The organism is Paenibacillus haidiansis, from assembly GCF_036553665.1.
In the GTDB taxonomy this organism is placed as follows: Bacteria; Bacillota; Bacilli; order Paenibacillales; family Paenibacillaceae; genus Fontibacillus; species Fontibacillus haidiansis.
This window is the reverse complement of the sequence record NZ_JAZHPZ010000002.1, coordinates 79398-103108: the sequence shown is the minus strand read 5'-3', so window position 1 is coordinate 103108 and position 23711 is coordinate 79398. Positions and strand designations below refer to the sequence as shown.

The 23711-nt window shown below is 54.6% G+C and carries 20 protein-coding genes; all 20 read left to right on the top strand.

Annotated elements, in window-relative coordinates:
• Nucleotides 1-25: 25 nt before the first annotated feature.
• A complete protein-coding gene (dapG, locus tag V3851_RS04850) occupies nt 26-1246 on the top strand; it encodes an aspartate kinase (RefSeq protein ID WP_331845393.1) in 1221 nt (406 codons plus the stop codon).
• A gap of 45 nt (nt 1247-1291) precedes the next feature.
• The gene (dapA, locus tag V3851_RS04845) at nt 1292-2155 is read left to right on the top strand and encodes a 4-hydroxy-tetrahydrodipicolinate synthase (RefSeq protein WP_331845392.1); all 864 of its coding nucleotides are present in this window, start codon (nt 1292-1294) and stop codon (nt 2153-2155) included.
• A 252-nt stretch (nt 2156-2407) separates the two neighbouring features.
• On the top strand, nt 2408-4087 hold the full coding sequence (locus tag V3851_RS04840) for a ribonuclease J (RefSeq protein WP_331845391.1): 1680 nt from the start codon (nt 2408-2410) through the stop codon (nt 4085-4087).
• A gap of 221 nt (nt 4088-4308) precedes the next feature.
• A complete protein-coding gene (locus V3851_RS04835) occupies nt 4309-5073 on the top strand; it encodes a ClpP family protease (protein ID WP_331845390.1) in 765 nt (254 codons plus the stop codon).
• Nucleotides 5070-5294 (top strand): YlzJ-like family protein, encoded by a 225-nt coding sequence (locus V3851_RS04830; RefSeq protein ID WP_331845389.1) that lies wholly within the window; start codon nt 5070-5072, stop codon nt 5292-5294. Before V3851_RS04835 ends, V3851_RS04830 begins: the two co-directional genes overlap by 4 nt.
• A gap of 71 nt (nt 5295-5365) precedes the next feature.
• The gene (locus V3851_RS04825) at nt 5366-8020 is read left to right on the top strand and encodes an FtsK/SpoIIIE family DNA translocase (protein ID WP_331845388.1); all 2655 of its coding nucleotides are present in this window, start codon (nt 5366-5368) and stop codon (nt 8018-8020) included.
• Nucleotides 8021-8196: 176 nt separating this feature from the next.
• Nucleotides 8197-9033 carry a spore cortex-lytic enzyme gene (gene sleB, locus V3851_RS04820; protein ID WP_331845387.1) on the top strand — a complete coding sequence of 279 codons (837 nt, stop codon included), beginning with the start codon at nt 8197-8199 and terminating at the stop codon, nt 9031-9033.
• A gap of 159 nt (nt 9034-9192) precedes the next feature.
• Nucleotides 9193-10473: an EF-P 5-aminopentanol modification-associated protein YfmF gene (gene yfmF, locus V3851_RS04815; RefSeq protein WP_331845386.1), complete on the top strand. Its 1281-nt coding sequence runs from the start codon at nt 9193-9195 to the stop codon at nt 10471-10473.
• Nucleotides 10474-10476: 3 nt separating this feature from the next.
• Nucleotides 10477-11757 (top strand): EF-P 5-aminopentanol modification-associated protein YfmH, encoded by a 1281-nt coding sequence (yfmH, locus tag V3851_RS04810; protein ID WP_331845385.1) that lies wholly within the window; start codon nt 10477-10479, stop codon nt 11755-11757.
• Between the two features lie 2 nt (nt 11758-11759).
• Complete coding sequence (gene ymfI / locus V3851_RS04805; protein WP_331845384.1) at nt 11760-12533, top strand: elongation factor P 5-aminopentanone reductase; 774 nt, start codon at nt 11760-11762, stop codon at nt 12531-12533.
• 94 nt (nt 12534-12627) lie between these two features.
• On the top strand, nt 12628-12879 hold the full coding sequence (locus V3851_RS04800) for a DUF3243 domain-containing protein (protein ID WP_331845383.1): 252 nt from the start codon (nt 12628-12630) through the stop codon (nt 12877-12879).
• A 225-nt stretch (nt 12880-13104) separates the two neighbouring features.
• Nucleotides 13105-13872, top strand: a complete 768-nt coding sequence (locus V3851_RS04795; RefSeq protein WP_331845382.1) for a DUF3388 domain-containing protein — start codon at nt 13105-13107, stop codon at nt 13870-13872.
• 71 nt (nt 13873-13943) lie between these two features.
• Nucleotides 13944-14993: a helix-turn-helix domain-containing protein gene (locus V3851_RS04790; protein WP_414859262.1), complete on the top strand. Its 1050-nt coding sequence runs from the start codon at nt 13944-13946 to the stop codon at nt 14991-14993.
• Between the two features lie 50 nt (nt 14994-15043).
• Entirely contained in the window at nt 15044-15535 is a 492-nt protein-coding gene (locus V3851_RS04785) for a YajQ family cyclic di-GMP-binding protein (protein WP_331845380.1), read from the top strand.
• Nucleotides 15536-15697: 162 nt separating this feature from the next.
• Nucleotides 15698-17023: a 30S ribosomal protein S12 methylthiotransferase RimO gene (gene rimO / locus V3851_RS04780; RefSeq protein ID WP_331845379.1), complete on the top strand. Its 1326-nt coding sequence runs from the start codon at nt 15698-15700 to the stop codon at nt 17021-17023.
• Nucleotides 17024-17611, top strand: coding sequence for a CDP-diacylglycerol--glycerol-3-phosphate 3-phosphatidyltransferase (gene pgsA, locus V3851_RS04775; protein ID WP_331845378.1), 588 nt, complete (start codon nt 17024-17026; stop codon nt 17609-17611).
• A gap of 31 nt (nt 17612-17642) precedes the next feature.
• Nucleotides 17643-18908, top strand: a complete 1266-nt coding sequence (locus V3851_RS04770) for a competence/damage-inducible protein A (protein WP_331845377.1) — start codon at nt 17643-17645, stop codon at nt 18906-18908.
• Between the two features lie 923 nt (nt 18909-19831).
• Entirely contained in the window at nt 19832-20893 is a 1062-nt protein-coding gene (recA, locus tag V3851_RS04765; protein ID WP_331845376.1) for a recombinase RecA, read from the top strand.
• Between the two features lie 100 nt (nt 20894-20993).
• Nucleotides 20994-21854 (top strand): regulatory protein RecX, encoded by an 861-nt coding sequence (locus V3851_RS04760; protein ID WP_331845375.1) that lies wholly within the window; start codon nt 20994-20996, stop codon nt 21852-21854.
• A gap of 312 nt (nt 21855-22166) precedes the next feature.
• Nucleotides 22167-23708: a ribonuclease Y gene (rny, locus tag V3851_RS04755; RefSeq protein ID WP_331845374.1), complete on the top strand. Its 1542-nt coding sequence runs from the start codon at nt 22167-22169 to the stop codon at nt 23706-23708.
• Nucleotides 23709-23711: the final 3 nt, after the last annotated feature.

Below are 23711 nucleotides of genomic sequence, written 5' to 3'. Positions count from 1 at the left end.
GCTTAATCAAACTGGAGGAATATCCATGCGCATTTTAGTGCAGAAATTCGGTGGCACTTCTCTCTCGACCCCTGAGGCGAGAGGGAAGGTCATCTCGCATATCCGCCGGGAACTGGATAACGGTTACCGGCTTGTCGTTGTGGTTTCGGCCATGGGCCGCAAAGGAGACCCTTACGCCACGGACACGCTCCTTGATCTCATCGCGTCGGAGGGAGGAAAGCTCCCTTCGCGCGAGCAGGATTTGCTGCTTTCCTGCGGTGAAATCATCTCGGCCGCCAAGCTTTGCAGCTTGCTTAAGGAAGGATCGATTAGCTCCGTCGTGCTGACGGGCGCCCAGGCCGGCTTCCGTACGGATAGCCAATTCGGCAACGCTAGAATCCTGGACATCGTTCCGACGAGAGTTCTGGAAGAACTGGAGCGGAGCGATGTCGTAATCGTAACCGGTTTTCAAGGACAGAACCAAGACGGCGACTTTACCACTTTGGGTCGGGGCGGAAGCGATACGTCGGCAACGGCGCTGGGTGCGGCGCTGCATGCCGAAATGGTCGACATTTATACCGATGTGGACGGAATTTTGACCGCCGATCCCCGGATCGTGGAAGACGCCCGGCCGCTCGATTACGTCAGCTATGCGGAAATTTGCAATATGGCTCATCAAGGAGCCAAAGTTATCCACCCGCGCGCGGTGGAAATCGCCATGCAATCCGGAATCCCGGTCCGGGTCCGGTCCACCTTTTCGCAAAGCGAAGGAACCCTTGTCGCCAATCCGGAAGGATTCAAGGACGTCCAGCTGGGAATTGTGGATCGCTATGTGACCGGGATCGCCTATGTGGCCAATGTGACACAGATCAAGGTCGAATCGACCGGTGACGGGGCGGACAACCTGCAGCTGCAGGTGTTTAAGGCGATGGCGGAAAATGCGATCAGCGTCGATTTTATTAATGTAACCCCGTCGGGCACGGTTTATACTGTATTTGACAGCGATTCGGCAAAGGCGCAGGCGGTACTCAAGGAGTTGGGGCTCAAACCCCAGATCCTGAGCGGATGCGCCAAAGTGTCGGTCATCGGCGGCGGAATCAATGGTGTACCGGGGATTATGGCCCGGATTGTCGAGGCATTGACGGAACAAAAAATTCAGATACTCCAATCGGCTGATTCCAATACGACGATCTGGGTGCTTGTCAACAAGGAAGATATGGTGCAAGCCCTTCGCGCTTTGCATGCCAAATTCGAACTCGGCAAGTAAAACGCGGGCAGGAAAAAGATCTGACCACAAAAAGGAGGAGACAACGTGGATTTCGGCAGATTGATTACGGCGATGGTAACTCCCTTCGGCCCTCAGGGCGAAATCGACTGGGAGCAAACCGGCAGGCTTATGGATTATTTGATCGAAGAACAGAAATCTGACAGCCTTGTCGTATGCGGTACGACAGGGGAGTCTCCGACACTTAGCGATGAAGAGAAATTGGAAATGTTCGCGTTTACCGTCAAACATGCAGCCGGGCGCTGCAAAATTATCGCGGGTACGGGCAGCAACAATACCGCGCATTCGATCCATTTATCCCGGAAAGCGGAAGAGATCGGCGTGGACGGACTGCTGCTCGTAGCCCCGTACTACAATAAACCGAACCAGGAGGGGCTGTACCGGCATTTTGAGGCGATCGCGGCAGCGACCAAGCTTCCGGTGATGCTGTATAACGTTCCGAGCCGCACCGCCGTCAGCCTAAGCAAGGAAACGACGCTGCGTCTGGCAAGCCTTCCGAACGTTGTCGCTACGAAAGAATGCGCTCCGCTCGATCAGGTTGCCGGGGTTGCCGCGGAAGCACCCGCGGGATTCAAGGTATATTCCGGGGACGATTCTTCCGCGCTGCCGGCGATGGCCGTCGGCGCTTACGGTGTCGTAAGCGTAGCCAGCCACATCGTCGGACCGGCAATGAAGGATATGATCGGCCAGTTCGTAAGCGGGAATGTGGCGGCGGCGGCAGGGCTGCATCAAAAGCTGCTGCCCGTATTCAAAGGATTGTTCGAATGCCCGAACCCGGTCGCCGTCAAATATGCGTTGAACGAGTTGGGGTATTCCGTCGGATCCGTACGGCTTCCCTTGGTGCCGCCGAACGAAGAAGAAGCGGCCCGAATCCGTAAGTTGCTCGGCTAAAGACAATAATATGCTATATTTCCAGAAACCGATGTCTGCGGGGCAGGCATCGGTTTTTTGGCTATGGAGCAAGGTAACGGTATGTGGCGGCGGAGCGGCTGACTTGTGTTTTGCCAAAATAATCATGTATAATGATTTCAAGTGACTGGGTGCGGTGAATTAAATAGTTAAGAATAGATTATGAAAAGCACTGATCGGTGCGTTTCCATTACAAAATTACGACGTCCAAACATTTAGGAGGGTTAGATTCACTTGTCCAAAAAAATGAATACTGATAAATTGATGATCTTTGCCCTGGGCGGCGTCGCGGAAATCGGGAAGAACATGTATGTCGTTCAATACGGCAATGACATCGTGGTCATCGACTCCGGTTTGAAATTTCCGGAAGAGGACATGCTCGGCATCGACATCGTAATTCCCGACATCACTTATCTGACGGAGAACCGTGATAAGGTGAGAGGTATCGTCCTGACGCATGGTCATGAAGACCATATCGGCGGCTTGCCTTACGTGCTCAAGAACTTGAACGTTCCGGTTTACGGAACGAAGTTGACTTTGGGCCTGGTGGAGAACAAGCTCAAGGAAGCCGGTCTGCTCGGAGAGACGAAGCGCGTATTGATTCATGCGGATTCGGAAATTCAATTGGGCTCGACGATGAAAGCGACATTTTTCAGAACGAATCACAGTATTCCCGACTCGGTCGGGGTTTGCATCGAAACGCCGGAAGGCAATGTAGTGCATACGGGGGACTTCAAATTCGATCATACACCAGTCAATGATCAATTTGCCGATCTGCACCGGATGGGGGAAATCGGGAAGAAAGGCGTTCTGGCACTGCTGTCGGACAGCACGAATGCGGAAAAGCCCGGATTCACCCCTTCGGAGAAAAACGTAGGCATCGTGCTTGACGATATTTTCCGGAAAGCGCAGCAACGCGTGGTGGTGGCTACATTCGCTTCGAATGTCCATCGCATTCAGCAGGTGATCGACTCGGCCTTTAACACCGGCCGCAAGGTAACGATTATCGGCCGCAGCATGGTCAATGTCGTTACGATCGCTTCGGAGCTCGGTTATCTGAACGTTCCGGAAGGGATTCTGATCGAACCGGAAGAAGTCAACAAAATGGCCGCCGACCGTGTAGTCATTCTGTGCACGGGAAGCCAAGGCGAGCCGATGTCGGCATTGACGCGCATGGCGCGTTCCACCCATCGCAAAGTGGATATTCTGCCCGGGGATACGGTCATTATCGCCGCGACTCCCGTACCGGGCAATGAGAAATATGTGGGCCGCACGATTGACGAATTGTTCCGCTTAGGGGCGGAAGTCATATACAGCGGTTCCAACTCCGGAGTTCACGTCTCCGGGCACGGCAGCCAGGAAGAACTGAAATTGATGCTCAATCTGATGCGGCCTAAATATTTCATTCCGATTCACGGCGAATATCGGATGCTGCGCAAGCACGCACAGCTCGGCCAATCGGTCGGCGTCGATCCGGACAACATTTTCCTTGTCGATATCGGCGATATCGTCGAAATTCAAGGCGGCGCAGCCCGCAAAGCGGGGAAAGTACCTGCGGGCAATGTGTTAATCGACGGGCTCGGCGTCGGCGACGTAGGCAATATTGTCCTGCGCGACCGCAAGCTTTTGTCCCAGGATGGCATTCTGGTCGTTGTCGTTACGCTGAGCAAGCAGGATGGAACGATCGTATCGGGACCGGACATCATTTCGCGAGGTTTCGTCTATGTCCGCGAATCCGAAGGTTTGCTGGATGAAGCGAACCGGATCGTGTCCAGCACGCTGGAGAAGCTCATGAGCGAAAATGTCAACGAATGGGCTTCGCTGAAGACGAGCATCAAAGACTCGCTTGGCCGGTTCCTGTTCGAACAGACCCGCCGCAGACCGATGATCCTGCCAATCATTATGGAAGTCTGATTCCAATTGTATAGTTAGGCACACAGTCGCCTCTTCTCCCGCCGGTAATATTGGACGGTTCCTTGCGGGAGAAGAGGCTTTTTATGTTGTTTTTTTATAATTGAAGGTCATGATTTCCAGGGAATAGAAGGCCCGCGCAGGTCGGTATACTAACTTCATGTCCGGATATGGAGTCAATGGGCGAATACATGGCCTTGATGGCGGGAAGGAAGCGTGACATCATGAATCACCTATTTGGCAGCACAGCTAAGAATCAGGAGCCGGAGGCCCCGCAGGTACAGCCTGACACCGATAAAAAAGTTCCGGCGGCGTCGGATATCATTCAGCAGCTTGGACAGACGGCGGTCCCGACGCAGGGCGAATCCAATGTGTACTGCCTGACGATTATCGGTCAGATCGAGGGACATCTCGTACTGCCGCCGCAAAATAAAACGACCAAATACGAGCACTTGATTCCCCAGCTCGTGGCCGCCGAGCAAAATCCGCGGATCGAGGGTCTGCTGATCATTCTGAATACGGTGGGAGGCGATGTCGAGGCGGGGCTGGCGATCGCGGAGATGATCGCATCCCTGTCCAAGCCCACCGTTACCGTCGTGATCGGCGGCGGACACAGTATCGGCGTACCGATTGCCGTGGCGGCGGATTATTCGTTCATCGCGGAAAGCGCGACGATGACGATTCATCCCATCCGGATGACGGGGCTGGTCATCGGCGTCCCGCAAACGTTCGAGTATATCGAGAAGATGCAGGAGCGGGTCGTCCGTTTCGTCACCGCGCATTCCAAAATTCCGGAAGACACCTTTAAAGAGCTGATGTTCAAGACGGGCGAATTGAATCGGGATATCGGGACGGCTGTGGGCGGCAACGATGCGGTGAAATACGGCTTGATCGACGGAATCGGCGGAATCGGCGAAGGGCTTGCCAAACTGAATTCGCTTATCGAATCGCGGAAAAGCGAACAAGCGGCGGGAGGGATCACCCAATGACCCATTACACCATCCTGCCCGAAGAAGCTTATTGGGAGCAGCCGGAGGTCGCCGGGATGTACAACGAAATCGAAGTGGGCGGGATATTGATGCAGGTCCGCATGGAACCGGGAAACCGGGCGACGATTATCCGCCTGCTTCGCTGCGATTTGAATGATTACTTGAATCCGGCCTACGCGCCCGGACGGCAAATCGTGTTTTTGCCGATGCTTTTGAAATAGGCTTCTGTTTCACGAACATCTGGTACCCTCCGGTGATTATGGTATAATATTCATCTGGGGGGTGTTCCTGTTTGGCACGCAAACGCAAGAAGAAAAAAGCGGCATTGGGGAGTATGCTAAAATTTGAAATCTATGGGATCATCCTGATCACCTTATCCATCATCGCCTTGTCCGGGGAAGCGGCGGTCGGCAGAACGCTATCGAAAATGTCGGCGCTTATCCTCGGCAAGTTTTATTTTGTCATCCCTTTAATCGGCATTTATGTGGGACTGGCCGTTATGATCGGACGGAAATGGCCGACCAAATGGACAACCCGCCGCAGCGGGGTGCTCCTGGCGGTGCTGGCTTTTGTGCTGATGAGCACGATCTCGGCGATGGGGCAAAAGCTTACGCCCGCCGTACCGTTAAATTTCGGCAATATTATGGGGCAAATTCAGCGTGATCTTCAAGGCGCCCTGTTTCAGACGGCTTCGGCATCCGGCGATTCCGGATTCAGCCTGCTCCATTTGAACATCAGCGGCGGATACATAGGCGGCCTGGAATTTGCGCTGCTGTACTCGTTATTCGGCATGGCGGGAGCCAAGTTGATCATGATCGTGATGCTGATCATCAGCTTTATGCTCGTAACCGGATTGTCTTATGTCGATCTGGGACGGCTGCTTCGTACGAAGATGGGCGGTCTTGGGCAGCAGCTCGGCCACAAAATCCGGATGCTCCGGCCGGTTCCGGTGACCCATAAGGCCAAGCGGACGCCGAAGCCGAAGCCCGCCGCCGTGCAGGTTCAGGATACGGAAGACGTTGAGGAGGAAGAGGAACAGTTGCCTCCGATTAAGAAACCAAAACAAAAACCGGTTTTCTTCCAACTGCTCGGGTTTAAAGGCCAGCCTGCGGCCGAAGGGCCTGCTCCCGGTGATCCCGCTCCGGCGGAGGATGAACCGGAAGCACCGCACAACATCAATTGGAATGAGCTGCAGTATGACGGAGCGGCGCGGAGCGGCGGCGCATATCCCGGAGATGATACGGCCGTTGGAGATACCGGGCCGATCATCCGCGACTTCTTCGATAACATCCAATTGGAATCTCTTCCGGGTGAGGATGAACCGGAACCCGAAGGGGAAGAGCTTCCGGGAGGAATGCCCGGGTTGAGCGGGGAAGCGGCGGCGGAGGGCGCCGGATTGCCGCCCGACGGCGAATCTCCGGCCTTAGACGATGCCTTGACGGAAGCCGTTGACGGGGCCCTAAGCCCGGCGGCTGAAGACAATGAAGCAGGCATACCGGCCGCTCCGCCTAAACCGGCGCCGAAGCCGTACAAGCTGCCGTCGTTCCGGCTGCTCTCCAAACCGGCGGGCAGCGGAAAGGCCGGCGATCAGGCCGATTATATGCAGACGGCCCGCAAGCTGGAAGCCACGCTGGAGAGCTTCGGCGTTCGCGCCCGCGTGCTCGAGGTCGTGCGGGGACCGGCGGTGACACGCTACGAGATCCAGCCCGATATCGGGGTCAAGGTGAGCCGGATCGTCAATCTCACCGACGATATCGCGCTGGCGCTGGCCGCGAAGGACATTCGGATGGAGGCCCCGATTCCGGGCAAATCGGCGATCGGGATCGAAGTGCCTAATAACGAAGTGTCGCTCGTAACGATGCGGGAGGTCATGGAAACGCCGACCTTTATGGAGGCGGAATCCAAGCTGACCATCGCGTTCGGCCGCGACATATCGGGGCAAACGATCATCGGCAACCTGGCAAAGATGCCCCATCTGCTTGTGGCGGGGGCGACGGGCTCGGGCAAGTCGGTCTGCATCAACGGCATCATCACCAGCATTTTGTACAAAGCCAAGCCGGATGAGGTCAAATTTATGATGGTCGACCCGAAAATGGTCGAACTGAACGTATACAACGGAATCCCGCACCTGCTCACGCCGGTCGTGACCGATCCGCGCCGCGCTTCGCTGGCGCTGAAGAAAATCGTCGTCGAAATGGAAAAACGGTATGAACTGTTTTCCAAATCGGGCGCGCGCAACATCGAAGGCTACAACTTGATGATGAAGGACAATCCGGACGCTATTCTGCCGTATATCGTCGTCATCGTGGACGAGCTGGCCGACCTGATGATGGTCGCGGCAAGCGATGTCGAGGACGCGATCGCCCGGCTCGCCCAGATGGCCCGCGCGGCCGGCATCCATCTTATCATTGCGACCCAGCGGCCGTCGGTCGACGTCATCACCGGCGTGATCAAAGCGAATATTCCGTCGCGGATCGCGTTCGGGGTATCGTCGCAGGTCGATTCGCGGACGATTCTGGACATGGCCGGCGCCGAGAAATTGCTCGGCCGCGGCGATATGCTGTACATGCCGATGGGCGCCTCCAAACCCGTGCGCGTGCAGGGAGCGTTTATGAGCGATCAGGAAGTCGAAACGATCGTGAATTATGTACGCGGTCAAGGGCAAGCGGAGTATGACGAAAGCCTCGTTCCGGAAATCGAGGAAGAAACCAATGAGCCGGAAGAGGTGCTCGACGAGCTGTACGATCAGGCCGTGCAGATCGTGCTGGAGGCCAAGCAGGCGTCCGTATCGCTGCTGCAGCGGCGGATGCGCGTCGGCTATACACGAGCGGCCCGACTGATCGATTCGATGGAAGCCAGGGGCATCGTAGGCCCTTACGAGGGCAGCAAGCCGAGGGAGGTGCTCGTCTCCCTGGAGCAATTCAAAACGAGCAAAATTTCATCTTAACCGGTGGTCAAGAACCTCACGCCTTATGATTAAGGCGGCGGGGTTCTTTTTTTATCCCTTATCGGATGAGGCAGTTGCAGGATTGTTTTTCTGAGTGCATAGGAAGGGGCATGGCTTGTCATAATAAGGTCAACCATCTATGTTAATTCCACTAAAGAAAGGTAGAGCTAAACGATATGAAAAACATGAAAATATGGTTTGCCGCCGGTTTAGTGCTGCTTTTGTTCGGAATCGTCTATGGATACAGCCAGCTCCGGCATTCGAACGATGTGGACACAAAGAAAGATATTCCGCAACATGCCGTACCTGTGTTCAGCGAGCAGGTCATCGATTACGGCGCGTTCGGCAAGGACGTTTACGAACTGCAGGGACGCCTCGGCTTCCTGGGATTTTACCACGGCAAACTTGACAGCCAGTTCGGTCCGAAGACCCGGGATTCGCTTAAATGGTTTCAATCCGAATTCGGGCTCAAGGTTGACGGCCTGGCCGGTCCGAAAACCAAGCTCAAGCTGTACAATGCCACAACGGAATGGAAGCCCGGAATGGAATATGTAAGCCAGGAACCGACACAGGAGGAAACTCCAACCCCGACTCCAACCACACCTGCCAAAGAAAATACGGAATCCGCGGAGTTGTCGCCGTCGAATGGGATGGGCCTGTCGGAGAACGACCTGAAAATTATGGCCAATGCGGTCTACGGCGAGTCGCGGGGCGAACCGTTCGAAGGTCAGGTCGCCGTTGCGGCCGTCATCTTGAACCGCGTAAAATCTCCGAGCTTTCCGAATACCGTTTCCGGCGTTATCTTCCAGCCGGGAGCCTTTACCGCGGTTGCGGACGGACAAATTTGGCTCGAGCCGAACGAAAACGCCCGTAAAGCCGTACAGCAAGCGTTGAACGGCTGGGACCCATCGGGGGGCTGCCTGTACTATTTCAACCCCGAGACGGCGACTTCCAAATGGATATGGTCCCGGCCGCAGGTGAAAACCATAGGCAAACATATTTTCTGTATGTAGCCTTGAAATTCGGCTTTTTCAACGTTGAACATTCGCTCCGAGATAAAGAAGCAGCCGCTTGTACGCCAGGTTGCTTCTTTCCTTTGAATTGGTATAGAATGGAACTGATTTCTTCATTAAACAGCGTGCAGTACAGTCTCTCGTAAAGGAGTTTTGGTCTTGAACAAGAGTAATTTCGAACGCGGCAGCGCGGGTCAGATCCGGATTCATGTTCTGCCAACGACCCGCTTCAAGACGTTTGCCGTCTCCCTCTATGCGGGCATCCCGCTGGACAGCAAGACGGTAACCACGACGGCATTAACCCCCTTTGTGTTGAGAAGGGGCACGGCATCCCATCCGGAGACGATTCAGTTCCGGGAGCAGCTTGAGCGCATGTACGGCGCCGGCTTCGGCTTTGATGTTTATAAACGCGGGAATTACCAAATTGTGCAATTTCGCATGGATACAATCAACGATTCGTTCGTGCAAAGCGACGAGTCGCTGTTGGCCCAAACCTTTGCTTTTCTCGGCGGAGCCGTAACGGCGCCGGCGCTGGAGAACGGCGCATTCCGTTCCTCCTATGTGGCTTCGGAACGGGAGAACGTACGTCAGAAGCTGGAGGGCATCATCAACGACAAGATCCGGTACGCCGCGGAGCGGTGTATCGAGGTGATGTTCGAAGGCGATCCTTACCGGCTCCATCCGCTGGGACAGCGCAGCGATCTGGACGGCATCACGCCGGAATCGCTGTACCGTGCCTACCAAAGCTGGCTTGCCCAGGCGAGCCTTGACCTCTATGTCGTCGGGGACACCTCGCTTTCCGAGGTTCAGGAGCTGGTGGAACGGCATTTTGCGCTGAACCGTTCTTCCTCGCCGGAGTATACCCCGGAGCAAGGCAGTGCGAATGTCAAGGAAGTGCGCACCGTCAAGGAGAGCCTCGACGTCAATCAGGGCAAGCTGAATTTAGGGCTCCGCACACCGGTAACCTACGGGGACGACCGGTATGCCGCCGCCTTGCTTTACAGCGGGATTCTGGGCAGCTATCCGCATTCCAAGCTGTTCATGAATGTCCGCGAAAAAGCCAGCCTCGCCTATTACGCAGCCTCGAGATATGACGGCCATAAAGGAATGGTGTCGATCCAGTCGGGGATCGAGATCGAAAATTACGACAAGGCGCTGCGAATTATCGAAGAACAGTTGTCCAGCATGCGCGCCGGCGACATCAGCGAGCTGGAGATGAGCCAGACGAAAGCCATGATCCGCAACGGCCTGCTCGAAATGCAGGATTCCGCATTCGAAATGATCGCCTACGATTTCAATCGGGTGCTGTCCGGCAAGGATCGGCCGGCGGAAGAGCTGCTGAGCCAGGTGGAGCGGGTGACGCCACAGGACGTCGTTGCTGTCGCCGAGACGGTGAAGCTCGACACGATTTACTTTTTGACAGGGAACAAGGAGGGATGACCGGTGGAAGCTATCACCTATGATGCCGTAAAGGAAACCATATACCGCGAGACGATGGACAACGGGCTGCAGGTGTACGTTCTGCCCAAACCGGGATTCCGGAAAATATACGCCACATTCGCCACGAAGTTCGGTTCGGTCGACAACCATTTCCGGGTGCAAGGGCAGGAGGAGAATTCGGTTCCTGACGGCGTCGCCCATTTTCTGGAGCATAAAATGTTCGAGGAGCCGGAAGGCGACATCTTCGCCAAATTCGCCGCCCAGGGAGCATCGGCCAACGCTTTCACGAGCTTTGACCAGACGGTATATCTGTTCTCCGCAACCGAGAACATTAAAGAAAATTTGGAGACGCTGATCAATTTTGTCCAGCATCCTTATTTTACCGACCAAAATGTGGAGAAGGAAAAAGGCATCATCGGCCAGGAAATCGGCATGTACCGCGACAATCCCGACTGGCGGGTGTACTTTGGCCTGATCGAGGCCATGTACAAGGTGCATCCGGTTCATATCGATATCGCCGGGACGGTGGAATCGATCGGTACGATCACGAAGGAAACGCTGTACACTTGCTACAACGCTTTTTACCATCCCAGCAATATGCTGCTGTTTGTCGTCGGCGGCGTGAATGCCGAGGAAGTGTTCCAGCTGGTCCGGGATAACCAGGCCAAGAAGGAGTACCCGCCTCAGGGGGCGATCGACCGCTTGTTTGACGAGGAGCCGCTCACGGTGAATGAATCGCGCCGGGAATCGAAGCTTCCGGTATCTCTGCCTAAATTGTTGTTCGGCTTTAAGGAAACGAAGCTGGGCTTCACTGGCAAAGAGCTGCTTCGCCGAGATCTTGCGACCAAGCTGGCGCTCGATCTGCTGCTCGGCTCCAGCACGAAACTGTATCAGAAGCTGTATGACGAGGATTTGATTTCCGACAGTTTCTCACATGAGTACAACAGCAATCCGAAATATGCGTTTTCCGCCGTCGGCGGGGACACAAAGGATCCGGAACGGCTGATGAAGACGATTACGGAGGAAATCAAGAAGGTCTGCGACTCGGGGTTCCGGGAAGAGGACTTCGAGCGCGCCCGCAAGAAGAAGATCGGCGGCTATTTGCGCATGCTGAATTCGCCGGAAAATATCGCCCACGAATTCACCCGATACCGCTTCCGCGGCGGAGATTTGTTCGAGGTGCTGCCGATCTACGAATCGCTGACATTGGATGAGGTCAACGCGCGATTGCGCGAGCACATCGACTGGGAGCAGCTGGCCGTCTCGTTGGTGGTGAGTCCGTAAATATGAGCTTGAATCATGGGATGGGAACGGATAAATCAATCGGGGAAATGACCGTGCTCGTCACCGGCGCCAGCCGGGGCATCGGAGCGCAGATTGCGCTCCGGTTCGCCTCCGTGGGCATGAATGTGGTAATTCATTATATGAATTCCCATGAAGCCGCCAACGAGGTGGCCCGCCAGTGCCTCGACTTCGGCGCGAAGGTGTTCACGGTGTCCGCGGATTTGCGCAGCAGGGAACAGATTATAAGAATGAAGGAAAAATTGGAAAGCCACGGGCTTAAGCCCGATATTCTCGTGAACAATGCCGGCATTTCCCATTATGGGCTTTTGTCCGACGTCGATGAAGAGGTCTGGGACGATATCATGGCCGTCAATTTAAAGAGCGTGTTTCTTTGCAGCCAGATCTTCATGCCGGACATGATTTCGCAGCGCTTCGGGCGGATTATCAATGTATCTTCGGTTTGGGGCATCTCCGGCGGTTCCTGCGAGGTGGCCTATTCCGCCGCCAAAGGCGGCGTCAACGCCTTCACCAAGGCGCTGGCGAAGGAACTGGCACCCTCCGGGGTTACGGTGAACGCCGTCGCCCCGGGGGCGGTTAAAACCGATATGATGGGGCGTTTTGACGAAGAGGAGCTGCGGCAGCTTGAGGAAGAGATTCCGGCGGGAAGGCTAGGCGATCCGGGGGAAATATCCTCGCTCGTTTATTTTCTCGCTTTGCCCGAGTCCGGCTACATTACAGGACAAATTATCAGCCCGAACGGAGGCTGGGTTACCTGATTTCCCCTGCGGCGCTCGGCGCATAAATCGCCGGGGAAAATCGCATATTACGACTGTTGATTATAAATCGTCAAGCCGAAGGAGGATTTAATCAATGTCAACAGTCATTAAAAATTTCGATACTTGGAAGAAGTTTCTCGGCGACCGCGTCCAGCACGCGGAAAGCACGGGCATGAGCGAGGATGCCATAGCAAACCTGGCTTATGAGATCGGCGGTTTTCTTGACGACAAGGTGGATCCTCAGAACGAAGCCAACCGCACCCTGAAGGAACTTTGGGAGGTGGGCGACGAAGAGGAACGTAAAACCATCGCCAAATTGATGGTGAAACTGGTTAAGAAAGCATAGACCGCTATTTGGAAAAGCTCCCCCAAAAAGGGAGCTTTTCTCCCATTTATTCCCCTAGCTTGCCTTTCAAATCTATTTTATATATCATAAAACACGTATCATATTCCGTTCGACCTAAGTTGAGACGTTTTCGGCTCGGCAATCTTTTCTTCGCGCCCGGCAGGAAATCGGACCTTATTTGTCGAATGGGGGTAACAAGGTAAAGGAACTAAAGAAGGTGTATGCATGGAGCCGAAACAATGGTATTTGGAATATAGAATACATAAAAACCGCCCAGGTTTGCTGGGGGATATCGCCTCCACGCTCGGCATGCTGGGAGTCAATATTTTAACGATAAACGGGGTCGAAGGCGAAACGCGCGGCCTGCTTCTGGAAAGCGATGACGACGGCAAAATCCAATTGCTCGATCAGATGTTGAATAAGGTCGACAGCATTACGGTCACCGCTTTGAGAAGCCCGCGGCTTGTCGATTTGTTGGCCGTCCGCCATGGACGGTATATTAACAGGGACTCCGACGATAAGAAAACTTTCCGGTTTACCCGTGACGAACTCGGGTTACTTGTCGACTTTTTGGGGGAAGTATTAAAAAGAGACGGACATCAGGTTATTGGTCTTCGCGGCATGCCGCGCGTCGGCAAGACGGAGTCCATTATCGCGGGCAGCGTCTGCGCGATGAAGCGCTGGACCTTCGTGTCCTCGACCCTGCTCCGTCAGACCGTTCGCAGCCAGTTGTCCGAAGACGAGATGAATCCGCATAACGTATTCATCATCGACGGAATCATCAGCACGCTGCGTTCGAACGAGCGCCATTATCAATTGCTCCAAGAGCTGATGGAAATGCCTTCCGCGATCGTGATCGAACATCCGGATGTATTTGTCAAAGAAACCGAGTATACATATGACGATTTTGACATTATTATCGAATTGCGTAACAATCCTGACGAGCAAATCGTTTATGATACATTCACGACAATTTATTCCGACGATCTATAAGGGCTATCGGCCGTTAACTAGATATAGAAGCGAATCGGGTAGAACCGTATTTCAAACAACTACAGGAGGTGATGGTCGTGTCGGAATTGGGCCAGAAATTAAAGGAAGCCCGACTAGCCAGAGGTTTGTCTCTGGATGATGTACAAGAAATGACGAAAATCCGCAAGAGATATTTGGAAGCCATCGAAGCGGGGGACTATAAAGTGCTGCCCGGAAGTTTTTATGTGCGGGCTTTTATTAAAACCTATGCCGAAGCGGTGGGCGTTGACGCGGATGAACTGCTGACCGAGCATAAGCAGCATGTGCCCGAAATCGCTCCCGAGCCGACGATGGAGCCGGTTCTGCAAAGACGCCGCAGCTCGCGGACGACGGAAAGGAATTCGAAATGGCTGTCGACGACGCTGATGTGGTCGTTTGCCGTGCTGATTCTGATCGTGATCTATATGTATTTCAGCGTTTGGGGCAAATCGGACGAAGCGAAGAACGATCAGCCGGATAAGACGCCGGTGACCGATGTCAGCCAGCAGAACAATGGAACGGGGAACGGGAGCAACAAAGGCGGCCAGAACGGAACCAACGCCGGAGACGGCAGCAACGGAGCGGCGAACGGGGACGGGACCGGGACCGGGACCGGGAACGATCCGGGAAATAACGGCAGCGGCAATGCCGGTTCGGACGACGCCGCGAATTCGGGGACCGATAGCGGCTCTCAGGATGCGGTTGTTGTTGTTCCGGACGGCAAGGAGGGCAGCACGACCAAATTCCTCGTGGATGGCCCGGACAATCAGCCTGTTCAGGTAGTGATTACATCCACCGGCAAAAGCTGGGTCGAAGTCCGCAAGGGAGACAAGAACGGGGAGAAATTATATTACCAAAATACGTCCGAGAACGGCGGGGATGTGCTGACGTATGATCTCGGCCCTGAGGGATTGTTCATCAAGTCGGGGGCGTCTTCGAAGACGACGATCACCGTTGGCGGCCAGGTTGTGACCGACGGCAAAAACACCTCGAAGATTCAACTGAATTTGGGGAACGCCGCGGATGCCGAGGGCGCCGCAAATAGCGGCGATTCCGCCGATAACGCAACAACAACGGATAATGCGGGTACGGACGGCGAGTAATCCTTAATTACGCGCAAAATCGGGCAAATTACCGGAAAGGATGAGAAATGATGGCTTCCGAAAGCTCTTTTGACATTGTTTCCAAAATGGATATGCAGGAACTGACCAACGCGATTGACCAAACCGAGCGGGAAATCGCCAACCGGTTTGATTTTAAAGGCAGCAAAAGCGAACTGAAAGTCGAGAAGGATGTGCTTGTCGTCGTCTCCGATGACGAGTACAAGCTGAGTGCTGTAATCGATATTTTGCAGTCCAAGATGATCAAGCGCGGCCTGCCGATCAAAAACCTCGATTACGGCAAAGTCGAGCCGGCCTCGTTGGGGACGGTGCGCCAGCGGATCAATTTGAAGCAGGGGATCGACCAGGAGAACGCCAAGAAGATCAATGTCCTGATCCGCGATTCCAAGCTGAAGGTGAAGAGCCAGATACAGGGCGATCAAATCCGGGTTACAGGCAAAAGCAAAGACGATCTGCAACAGATCATGCAACTGCTCCGCAAAGCGGATCTTACCGTCGATTTGCAATTTACGAATTTCAAATAAGCCGACGCCGAAAGTCTCACGCTACGCATCCCTTGCGCCGCGCGGGGCTTTTTTGGTTGGGAAACGCGTTTTTGACAGTGCCGATGAGGAAATATTATACTTAATTAGGTTTTTGTATTTTCGGATAACGGATTATGGCTTTAGCAATGGGGGATCGAACTCATGACAGAAAAAGTGAAAATCGTTACGCTGGGCTGCGAGAAAAACCTCGTCGATTCCGAAATCATGTCCGGTCTGATCGACGAGCGCGGGTACTCGCTGGTTGACCGGCAGGAGGATGCGACGGTGATTATCGTCAATACCTGCGGCTTTATTGACGCGGCCAAAGAGGAATCGGTGAACGCGATTCTGGAATTGGCGGAACTGAAGGAGACCGGCAAATTGAAGGCGCTCATCGTGTCTGGGTGCTTGACGCAGCGGTACAAGCAGGAGCTGATGAAAGAGATGCCCGAGATCGACGGAATCGTGGGCACGGGCGATTTTTACAATATTAATCGGATTGTGGACGAAGCTTTAAAAGGAAAAAAACCGATTCATGTCGGAAACCCGGTGTTTAATTATGAACAGAGCTTGCCCCGCAAGCTGTCGACGCCCCGGCACACGACTTATGTGAAAATCGCCGAGGGCTGCGACAACAAATGCACGTTTTGCAGCATTCCGATCATGCGCGGGCATTTCCGCAGCCGCTCGATGGAATCGATTCTGGCCGAGGTGGCGCAGCTTGCCGCTCAAGGCGTCAAAGAAGTCAGCTTGATCGCGCAGGATTCCACCAACTATGGCACCGATCTTTACGGGGAGTACAAGCTGGCCGAATTGATGGACAAGGTGAGCGGCGTGCCGGAAATAACCTGGGTTCGGTTGCATTATGCTTATCCGGGATTTTTTACCGATGAGCTGATCGAGACGATCGCCGCGAACCCGAAGATTTGCAAATACGTGGATATGCCGCTGCAGCACAGCGAGGACACGGTATTGAAGCGGATGCGCCGGCCGGGGCGGAATCGGGATATCCGGGAACTGATCGCCAAAATCCGGGACGGGATCCCGGGAGTTTCCCTGCGCACTTCCCTGATCGTCGGCTTCCCGGGGGAGACCGAGGAGGAATTCCGGGCGCTTTGCGACTTTGTCCGGGAGATCCGCTTCGACCGGCTCGGCGTCTTTACATATTCCAAGGAAGAAGATACTCCGGCCTCCCGGCTGCCGGACCAGATCGACGAGGAAGTCAAGGAATGGCGGGCCAACACGCTGATGGAAATTCAGCGTTCCGTCGCCAATGAGAACAGCGGCAAATATATCGGACAAGTGCTCGATGTGCTTGTGGAACGTTACGATGGCCGGAGCGACGTATATGTGGGACGTTCGCAATACGATGCGCCGGAGATAGACGGTCAAGTGTTCGTCTCCAACTGTTCCGCCGGCATCGGGGACATCACGAAGGTCCGGATTACGCACGCTTATGATTACGATCTGTCAGGGGAGGCAGTTTAAGTGAATCTACCCAACCGTATTACGCTTGCACGCATTTTCATGATCCCGGTCATGCTCGTATTTTTGCTGTTCGATTTTGAATGGTGGTCTTACGAATTAACGCTCGGCACGTATTCGCTGCCCGTAAACCACTTGATCGCCGCCGTCATATTTATCGTGGCGGCCAGCACGGACGGTATCGACGGCTATATCGCCCGCAAGTATAACCTTGTTACGAATCTCGGGAAATTGCTGGATCCGCTCGCCGACAAGCTGCTGGTTGCCGCCGCGCTGATCGCGCTGGTTGCCATGGGCAGATGCGACGCCTGGATCGCGGTGATTATCATCTTCCGGGAATTTGCCGTTACCGGACTGCGCGAAGTCGCGCTGCTGGAAGGCTCGGTCATCGCCGCGAGCAAATGGGGCAAAGCCAAAACGATCACGCAGATCGTCGGGATTTCGGCGCTGCTATTGAACAATTTCCCGTTCGCATGGCTGCACTTCCCGTTTGATCAAATCGTGATTTGGCTGGCCGCAGTCATAACGATCTACTCCGGAATCGATTATTTCGTGAAGAACAAAAGCGTACTTAACCTATCAAAAATGTAAACATTAGCGCCTCCGAAAGGAGAAATGACAAATGAAAGCCGAAATTATCGCAGTCGGTACCGAGCTGCTGCTCGGTCAAATCGTAAACTCAAACGCGCAGTATTTGTCCCGCGAGCTGGCGGCTCTCGGAATTGACGTATATTTCCAGACCGTGGTGGGAGACAATATGAACCGCCTGTCCGAGGCCATAAAGCTGGCCGCGGAGCGGGCGGACCTGCTGCTCTTTACCGGCGGCCTCGGGCCGACCCAAGACGACCTGACCAAGGACGCCGTAGCGGCGGTTCTGGGCAGATCGCTGCATATCGACCGGATGGCGATGGACCATGTGGACCGGTACTTCAAAGACCGGGGCGCCCCCATGACGGAGAACAACATCCGTCAGGCGCTCAGCATCGACGGCAGCACGCCGCTGCCGAACGAGACCGGACTCGCGGTCGGCAATGCCGTCGCGGCGGACGGGAAGTTCTATGTATTGCTGCCCGGCCCGCCGTCGGAAATGAAGCCGATGTACGAAAACCAGGCCAAGCCTTGGATTATGCAGCATGTGCTGACGATGGAAGAGCCGCTGTATTCCAAAATGCTCAAATTCGCCGGCATCGGCGAATCCGGGCTGGAGACCAGGCTGCTGGATCTGATCGAGAATCAATCCGATCCGACGGTCGCCCCCTACGCCAAGGAAAGCGAAGTCACGATCCGCATTTCCACCAAGGCGAAGACCGAAAGCGAAGCGATGGATAAGCTGGACAAGCTGGAGGCCGAGATCGCCTCCCGGCTGCCGGATCATCTGTACGCGAACGAGGATGTGCCGATCGAGAAAACGATCGTCGACATGATGACGGAGCAGGGGCTTACCGTCAGCGCCGCGGAGAGCTGCACGGGCGGTCTGCTCATGCAGTCGCTGACGAGCATCCCCGGCAGCGCCGCCGTATTCCTCGGCGGCATCGTCTGCTACTCCAACGCCATGAAGGAGAAGCTGCTGAACGTGCCGCACGATCTATTGGAGGGCGAGAACGCGCCCGGCGCCGTCAGCGCCGAAACGGCCAAGGTCCTGGCCGAGCAGGTGCGGATGATCGTCGACACCGACTTCGGCCTGTCGATCACCGGCGTGGCCGGCCCCGCTTACTCCGAGCGCAAGCCCGTCGGTCTCGTGTATATCGGCATATCCCGCCGCGGCGGCGACACCGCCGTATACGAGCTCAACCTAAAGGGCAACCGCGATACGATCCGTTTGCGTTCCGCCAAAACGGTTCTCTATCACCTGTGGAAGCAGCTGAAGGCGGAGCAGAGCGGAAAGTAACGGCATCTTGCCATGAATACAGGACACAAGATATAATGAACTTACGGAAGAACCGTAGCAAATCGTTCGTTTTGCTGCGGTTCTTTTTTTGCGTAGAGAATTGGCCATTTATAGTAAGTCAGACACCTGGATTCCTAGTTTTATTCGCGAGGAGGAGATAATGGAATAAAAGACAGTTTGCTTACCGCCATAGTAATTTAACGCCTAAGTAAGCGAATCCCCGTAGGGGACAACGCCTACCAAGCAAGAAGCAGCAGTAAAGACTCGCCAAAGTAGCAACCCGCCTCAAGGCTCTGCACCAAAGCGAGCGAATCCCCGCAGGGGAGAGCAACCGCCAAGCACGAAGTAGCAGTAAAGACTCGTCAAAGTAGCAACCCGCCACAGGCTCTGCACCATAGCGAGCGAATCCCCAAAGGGGACAGCGCCCACCAAGCACGATAGTAACAGCAAAGACCACCATAGTAGCAGTGCGGGCCCCGCAGGAGCGCGAGCCAAAAGCGTGCCCGCAGGGCGACAAGCGGCTCATTGCACGTTGGCCCCTGGGGTGCGTCCGAAAGCAGCAGAAGTCCGCAGCGTGTTTCAGGCAACCCGGGTGCGCCATAAGTAAGACGGACCCGAAGGGGGAAAAGCGTTCCACGCACAAAGCCCAAGGTTCCTTCCCCAAAAAAATGGGAAGGAGCCAGGCAGGAGGAGCGCCTCTGTCACTCCAACGTTATTCCCCATGGCGGGTGTCCCGAGGGCTGCAAGCCCTGGGGGCCCTCCCTTACGGTAAGGGAGGGTTTGGGAGGGTTGAGTCCCGGTTTGGGAGGGTTGAGATTTTTACGAATGTATGTTCGAAAAAGTGCTTGGCAAACGTTCCAAAACAAGGTACAATTATAAATGTAAGAAATACGTTTTCAATCATATTTAAGGATGTGAGCTGATTGTCAGATCGTAAAGCTGCGCTGGATATGGCGCTTCGTCAAATAGAAAAACAATTCGGTAAAGGTTCGATCATGAAGCTGGGCGAATCGACGCATATGCAAGTGGAGGTTATACCAAGCGGATCGCTGGCGCTGGATATCGCGCTCGGAACCGGCGGATTTCCGCGCGGCCGGATTATCGAAATATACGGACCGGAATCTTCCGGTAAAACGACGGTGGCGCTGCATGCGATCGCCGAAGTGCAGAAGGCCGGCGGACAAGCCGCATTCATCGACGCGGAGCATGCGCTCGATCCTTCTTACGCCAACAAAGTAGGCGTAAATATCGACGAGCTGCTGCTGTCCCAGCCGGATACCGGCGAGCAAGCGCTCGAAATCGCCGAGGCGCTCGTGCGAAGCGGCGCCGTTGACATTATCGTCATCGACTCCGTGGCCGCCTTGGTTCCGAAAGCGGAAATCGAAGGCGAGATGGGCGACTCCCACGTGGGTCTTCAAGCCCGCCTCATGTCCCAGGCCCTCCGCAAATTGTCGGGAGCGATCAGCAAGTCGAAGACGATTGCGATCTTCATTAACCAGCTCCGCGAGAAAGTGGGCATCATGTTCGGTAACCCGGAGACGACTCCAGGCGGCCGGGCCCTGAAATTCTATTCCACGGTTCGCCTTGACGTGCGCCGTGTGGAATCGATCAAGATGGGCAATGATGTGGTAGGTAACCGGACGCGGATTAAAGTCGTCAAGAACAAGGTGGCTCCTCCTTTCAAACAGGCGGAGATCGATATTATGTACGGAGAAGGGGTCTCCAAAGAGGGCAGCATCATCGATATCGGCGCGGAGCTGGATATCGTGGACAAGAGCGGCGCCTGGTACTCCTTTGCCGGGGAACGTTTGGGCCAAGGCCGCGAGAATGCGAAGCAATACCTTAAGGAGCATCCGGAAATCTCTAACACGATCGAGCAAAAGATCCGGGAAGCCAGCAGCTTGACTACTTCGGTAGCTGCTGCGTCCGCCAGCGAAAAAGAGGCGGAAGCCGCGGAAGAAATGGCGCTTTTCGAAGAAGAATAAACCGATACGGCCCAAAGCGCTCTGTATCCGGATTTACCCGGAGCGGAGCGTTTTTGCTATAGCCGGGCCTTTTAACATAAGTGACAAAGGAGCGAAACCAGTGGAACAACGCTTTGGTGGCAAAGGGAACCCGGGCCGGGAACGGTCGGGCGGCCGGAAAGACAAGAAAGAGGCGGGCGAAATCGTAGACATTTCGGAAGAGAGCTTCTGGGAAATGGACCGACGGGCCGCATCCGCGAGTCGTTCATCATCCGAGGATACTCAACAAGGTAAAGGCGGCTTGGGCGACTTCCCCGAGGACGAGGAGCTGGCGATCACTTCCGTATCGCTCTTGAAGCGGCCGAAATTCCGGTACCTGATCTCGTTCGGTCCGTATTCCCTCGAGGTTCATGAGGATGTCATGATCAAATTCCGGATGATCAAGGGCGCGGTTTTTACCAAAAGCGAGCTTGAGGAAATCGTGTCGGCGGATGAAGTCCAGCGGGGCTACGCGGATGCGCTGCTCTATTTAAGCCGCAAGCCGCGTACCGCTTTTGAAGTCGGGATGCGGCTCGGCGAAAAGGGCTGGAGCGAGGAGACGCGGGAGAAGGTCATCTCCAGACTGACGGCGGAAGGGCTGCTCAACGATGCGGCTTACGCGCAGGAGTGGGCCGGACAGCGCGTCCGGGGCCGCGGCAAAGGCAAGCTCTGGGTTCGCCATGAACTTCGCCAAAAGGGCGTTTCCAAGACGCTGATCGAGGAAGCGCTCGGAACGGTGAGCGAGGATGACGAATTTGCCAGCGCCATGGAACATGCCGCCAAGAAGTGGCGGACGACCGCAGGCGAGCCGACCGATCGAAAGCGCAAGACGGGAGCCTTTTTGCTGCGCCGGGGATTCTCGGGAAGCCTGGTTTCCCGCGTCGTTCGCGAGTTAAGCCAAAATGACGGAAACGGCGGCGAGGATGAGTGGGAGGATATGTAACTGGAAAAACAGACATTGCCTGTCATCTGCTTGACAATATATTTCGTCAAATAATACAATGAACATGAATCTATTTTTGTTTGAGCCCTTTTTTTCCTTCCAAAATTGCGGGCTCCTTAAAGATTCTATTTGTCAGATCATGAAGGCCAACAATTTCGATTATGACTTGGGGACTCCGGTCGCCGCTTTAGGTTCGGAGAACCTTGCCTCAGGCAGGCCTGTAATGAATTCTTTGTATGATGATGAATGAGTTAATTACAACTGCAAACATCCCAAGGAATGCCTTGGAGGAAACAACGGGGAGGTGAACAGATGAGTATAGGAATCTGGATCGTTCTCGTTGCAGCCGCTTTATTCTTTGGGTTCGGGATCGGATATTTTATTCGCAAATCTCTTGCAGAAGCTAAAATTTCCAGTGCGGAACAAGCTGCAAGCCAAATCTTGGAGAACGCGAAGAAGGACGCAGAAGCACTGAAAAAAGAAACGGTTCTGGAAGCGAAGGACGAAGTCCACAAGCTGAGAACCGAGGCTGATAAAGACATTCGTGAACGTCGGAATGAAATTCAACGACAAGAAAGACGATTGTTGCAAAAGGAAGAGTCGCTGGATAAAAAATTGGAATCGCTGGAACGTAAAGAAGAGCAAGTGGCCGGCAAAGAGAAACGAATTGAAGAAACCCAGCAGCAGATTGACCTGATTTACAAGAGTCAGGTTCAAGAGCTTGAACGTATTTCGAATTTGAGCATGGAGGACGCACGCACCATTATTTTGAACAATGTGGAGCAGGAGGTCCGCCATGAAACGGCTCAAATGATTAAAGAGATCGAACAGCAGGCGAAAGAGGAAGCGGATAAGAAATCCCGCGAAATCATTACGCTGGCCATTCAGCGTTGTGCCGCGGATCATGTCGCGGAAACGACGGTATCGGTAGTTACGCTGCCGAACGAAGAGATGAAGGGGCGGATTATCGGACGCGAAGGCCGCAATATCCGCGCTCTGGAAACGCTCACCGGGATCGATCTTATTATCGACGATACACCGGAAGCGGTCATCTTGTCCGGCTTTGATCCGATTCGCCGCGAGATCGCCCGTACCGCACTGGAGAAATTGGTGGCGGACGGACGGATTCATCCGGCGCGGATTGAAGAGATGGTCGAGAAATCTCGTCGTGAGGTTGACGAACGCATTCGCGAATATGGCGAGCAGGCTACCTTTGAAGTTGGCGTACATGCGCTGCATCCGGATTTAATCAAAATTTTGGGACGGCTCAAGTTCCGGACAAGCTATGGACAAAATGTGCTGAAGCATTCAATGGAAGTGGCTTATCTGGCCGGACTGATGGCCGGAGAGCTGGGCGAAGACATTACGCTCGCCAAACGTGCCGGACTTCTGCACGATATCGGTAAAGCGCTTGATCATGAAGTGGAAGGATCTCATGTCGAAATCGGCGTGGAACTGGCTAAGAAGTATAAAGAGCATCCTGTCGTAATCAACAGTATCGCTTCCCACCACGGGGACTGCGAGGCAACTTCGGTTATTGCGATGCTGGTCGGCGCGGCGGACGCCTTGTCCGCGGCACGCCCCGGAGCTCGCCGCGAAACGCTGGAGACTTATATTCGGCGTTTGGAGAAGCTCGAGGAAATTTCCGAATCGTTCGAGGGCGTGGAGAAATCGTTCGCCATTCAAGCGGGCCGCGAGGTGCGCGTAATGGTGCAGCCTGATAAGATCGACGATGCGGACGCCTTCCGTCTGGCAAGAGACATTACGAAAACGATTGAGAATGAGCTCGATTATCCGGGCCATATCAAGGTCACCGTCATTCGCGAGACTCGGGCGGTTGAATACGCTAAGTAAAGG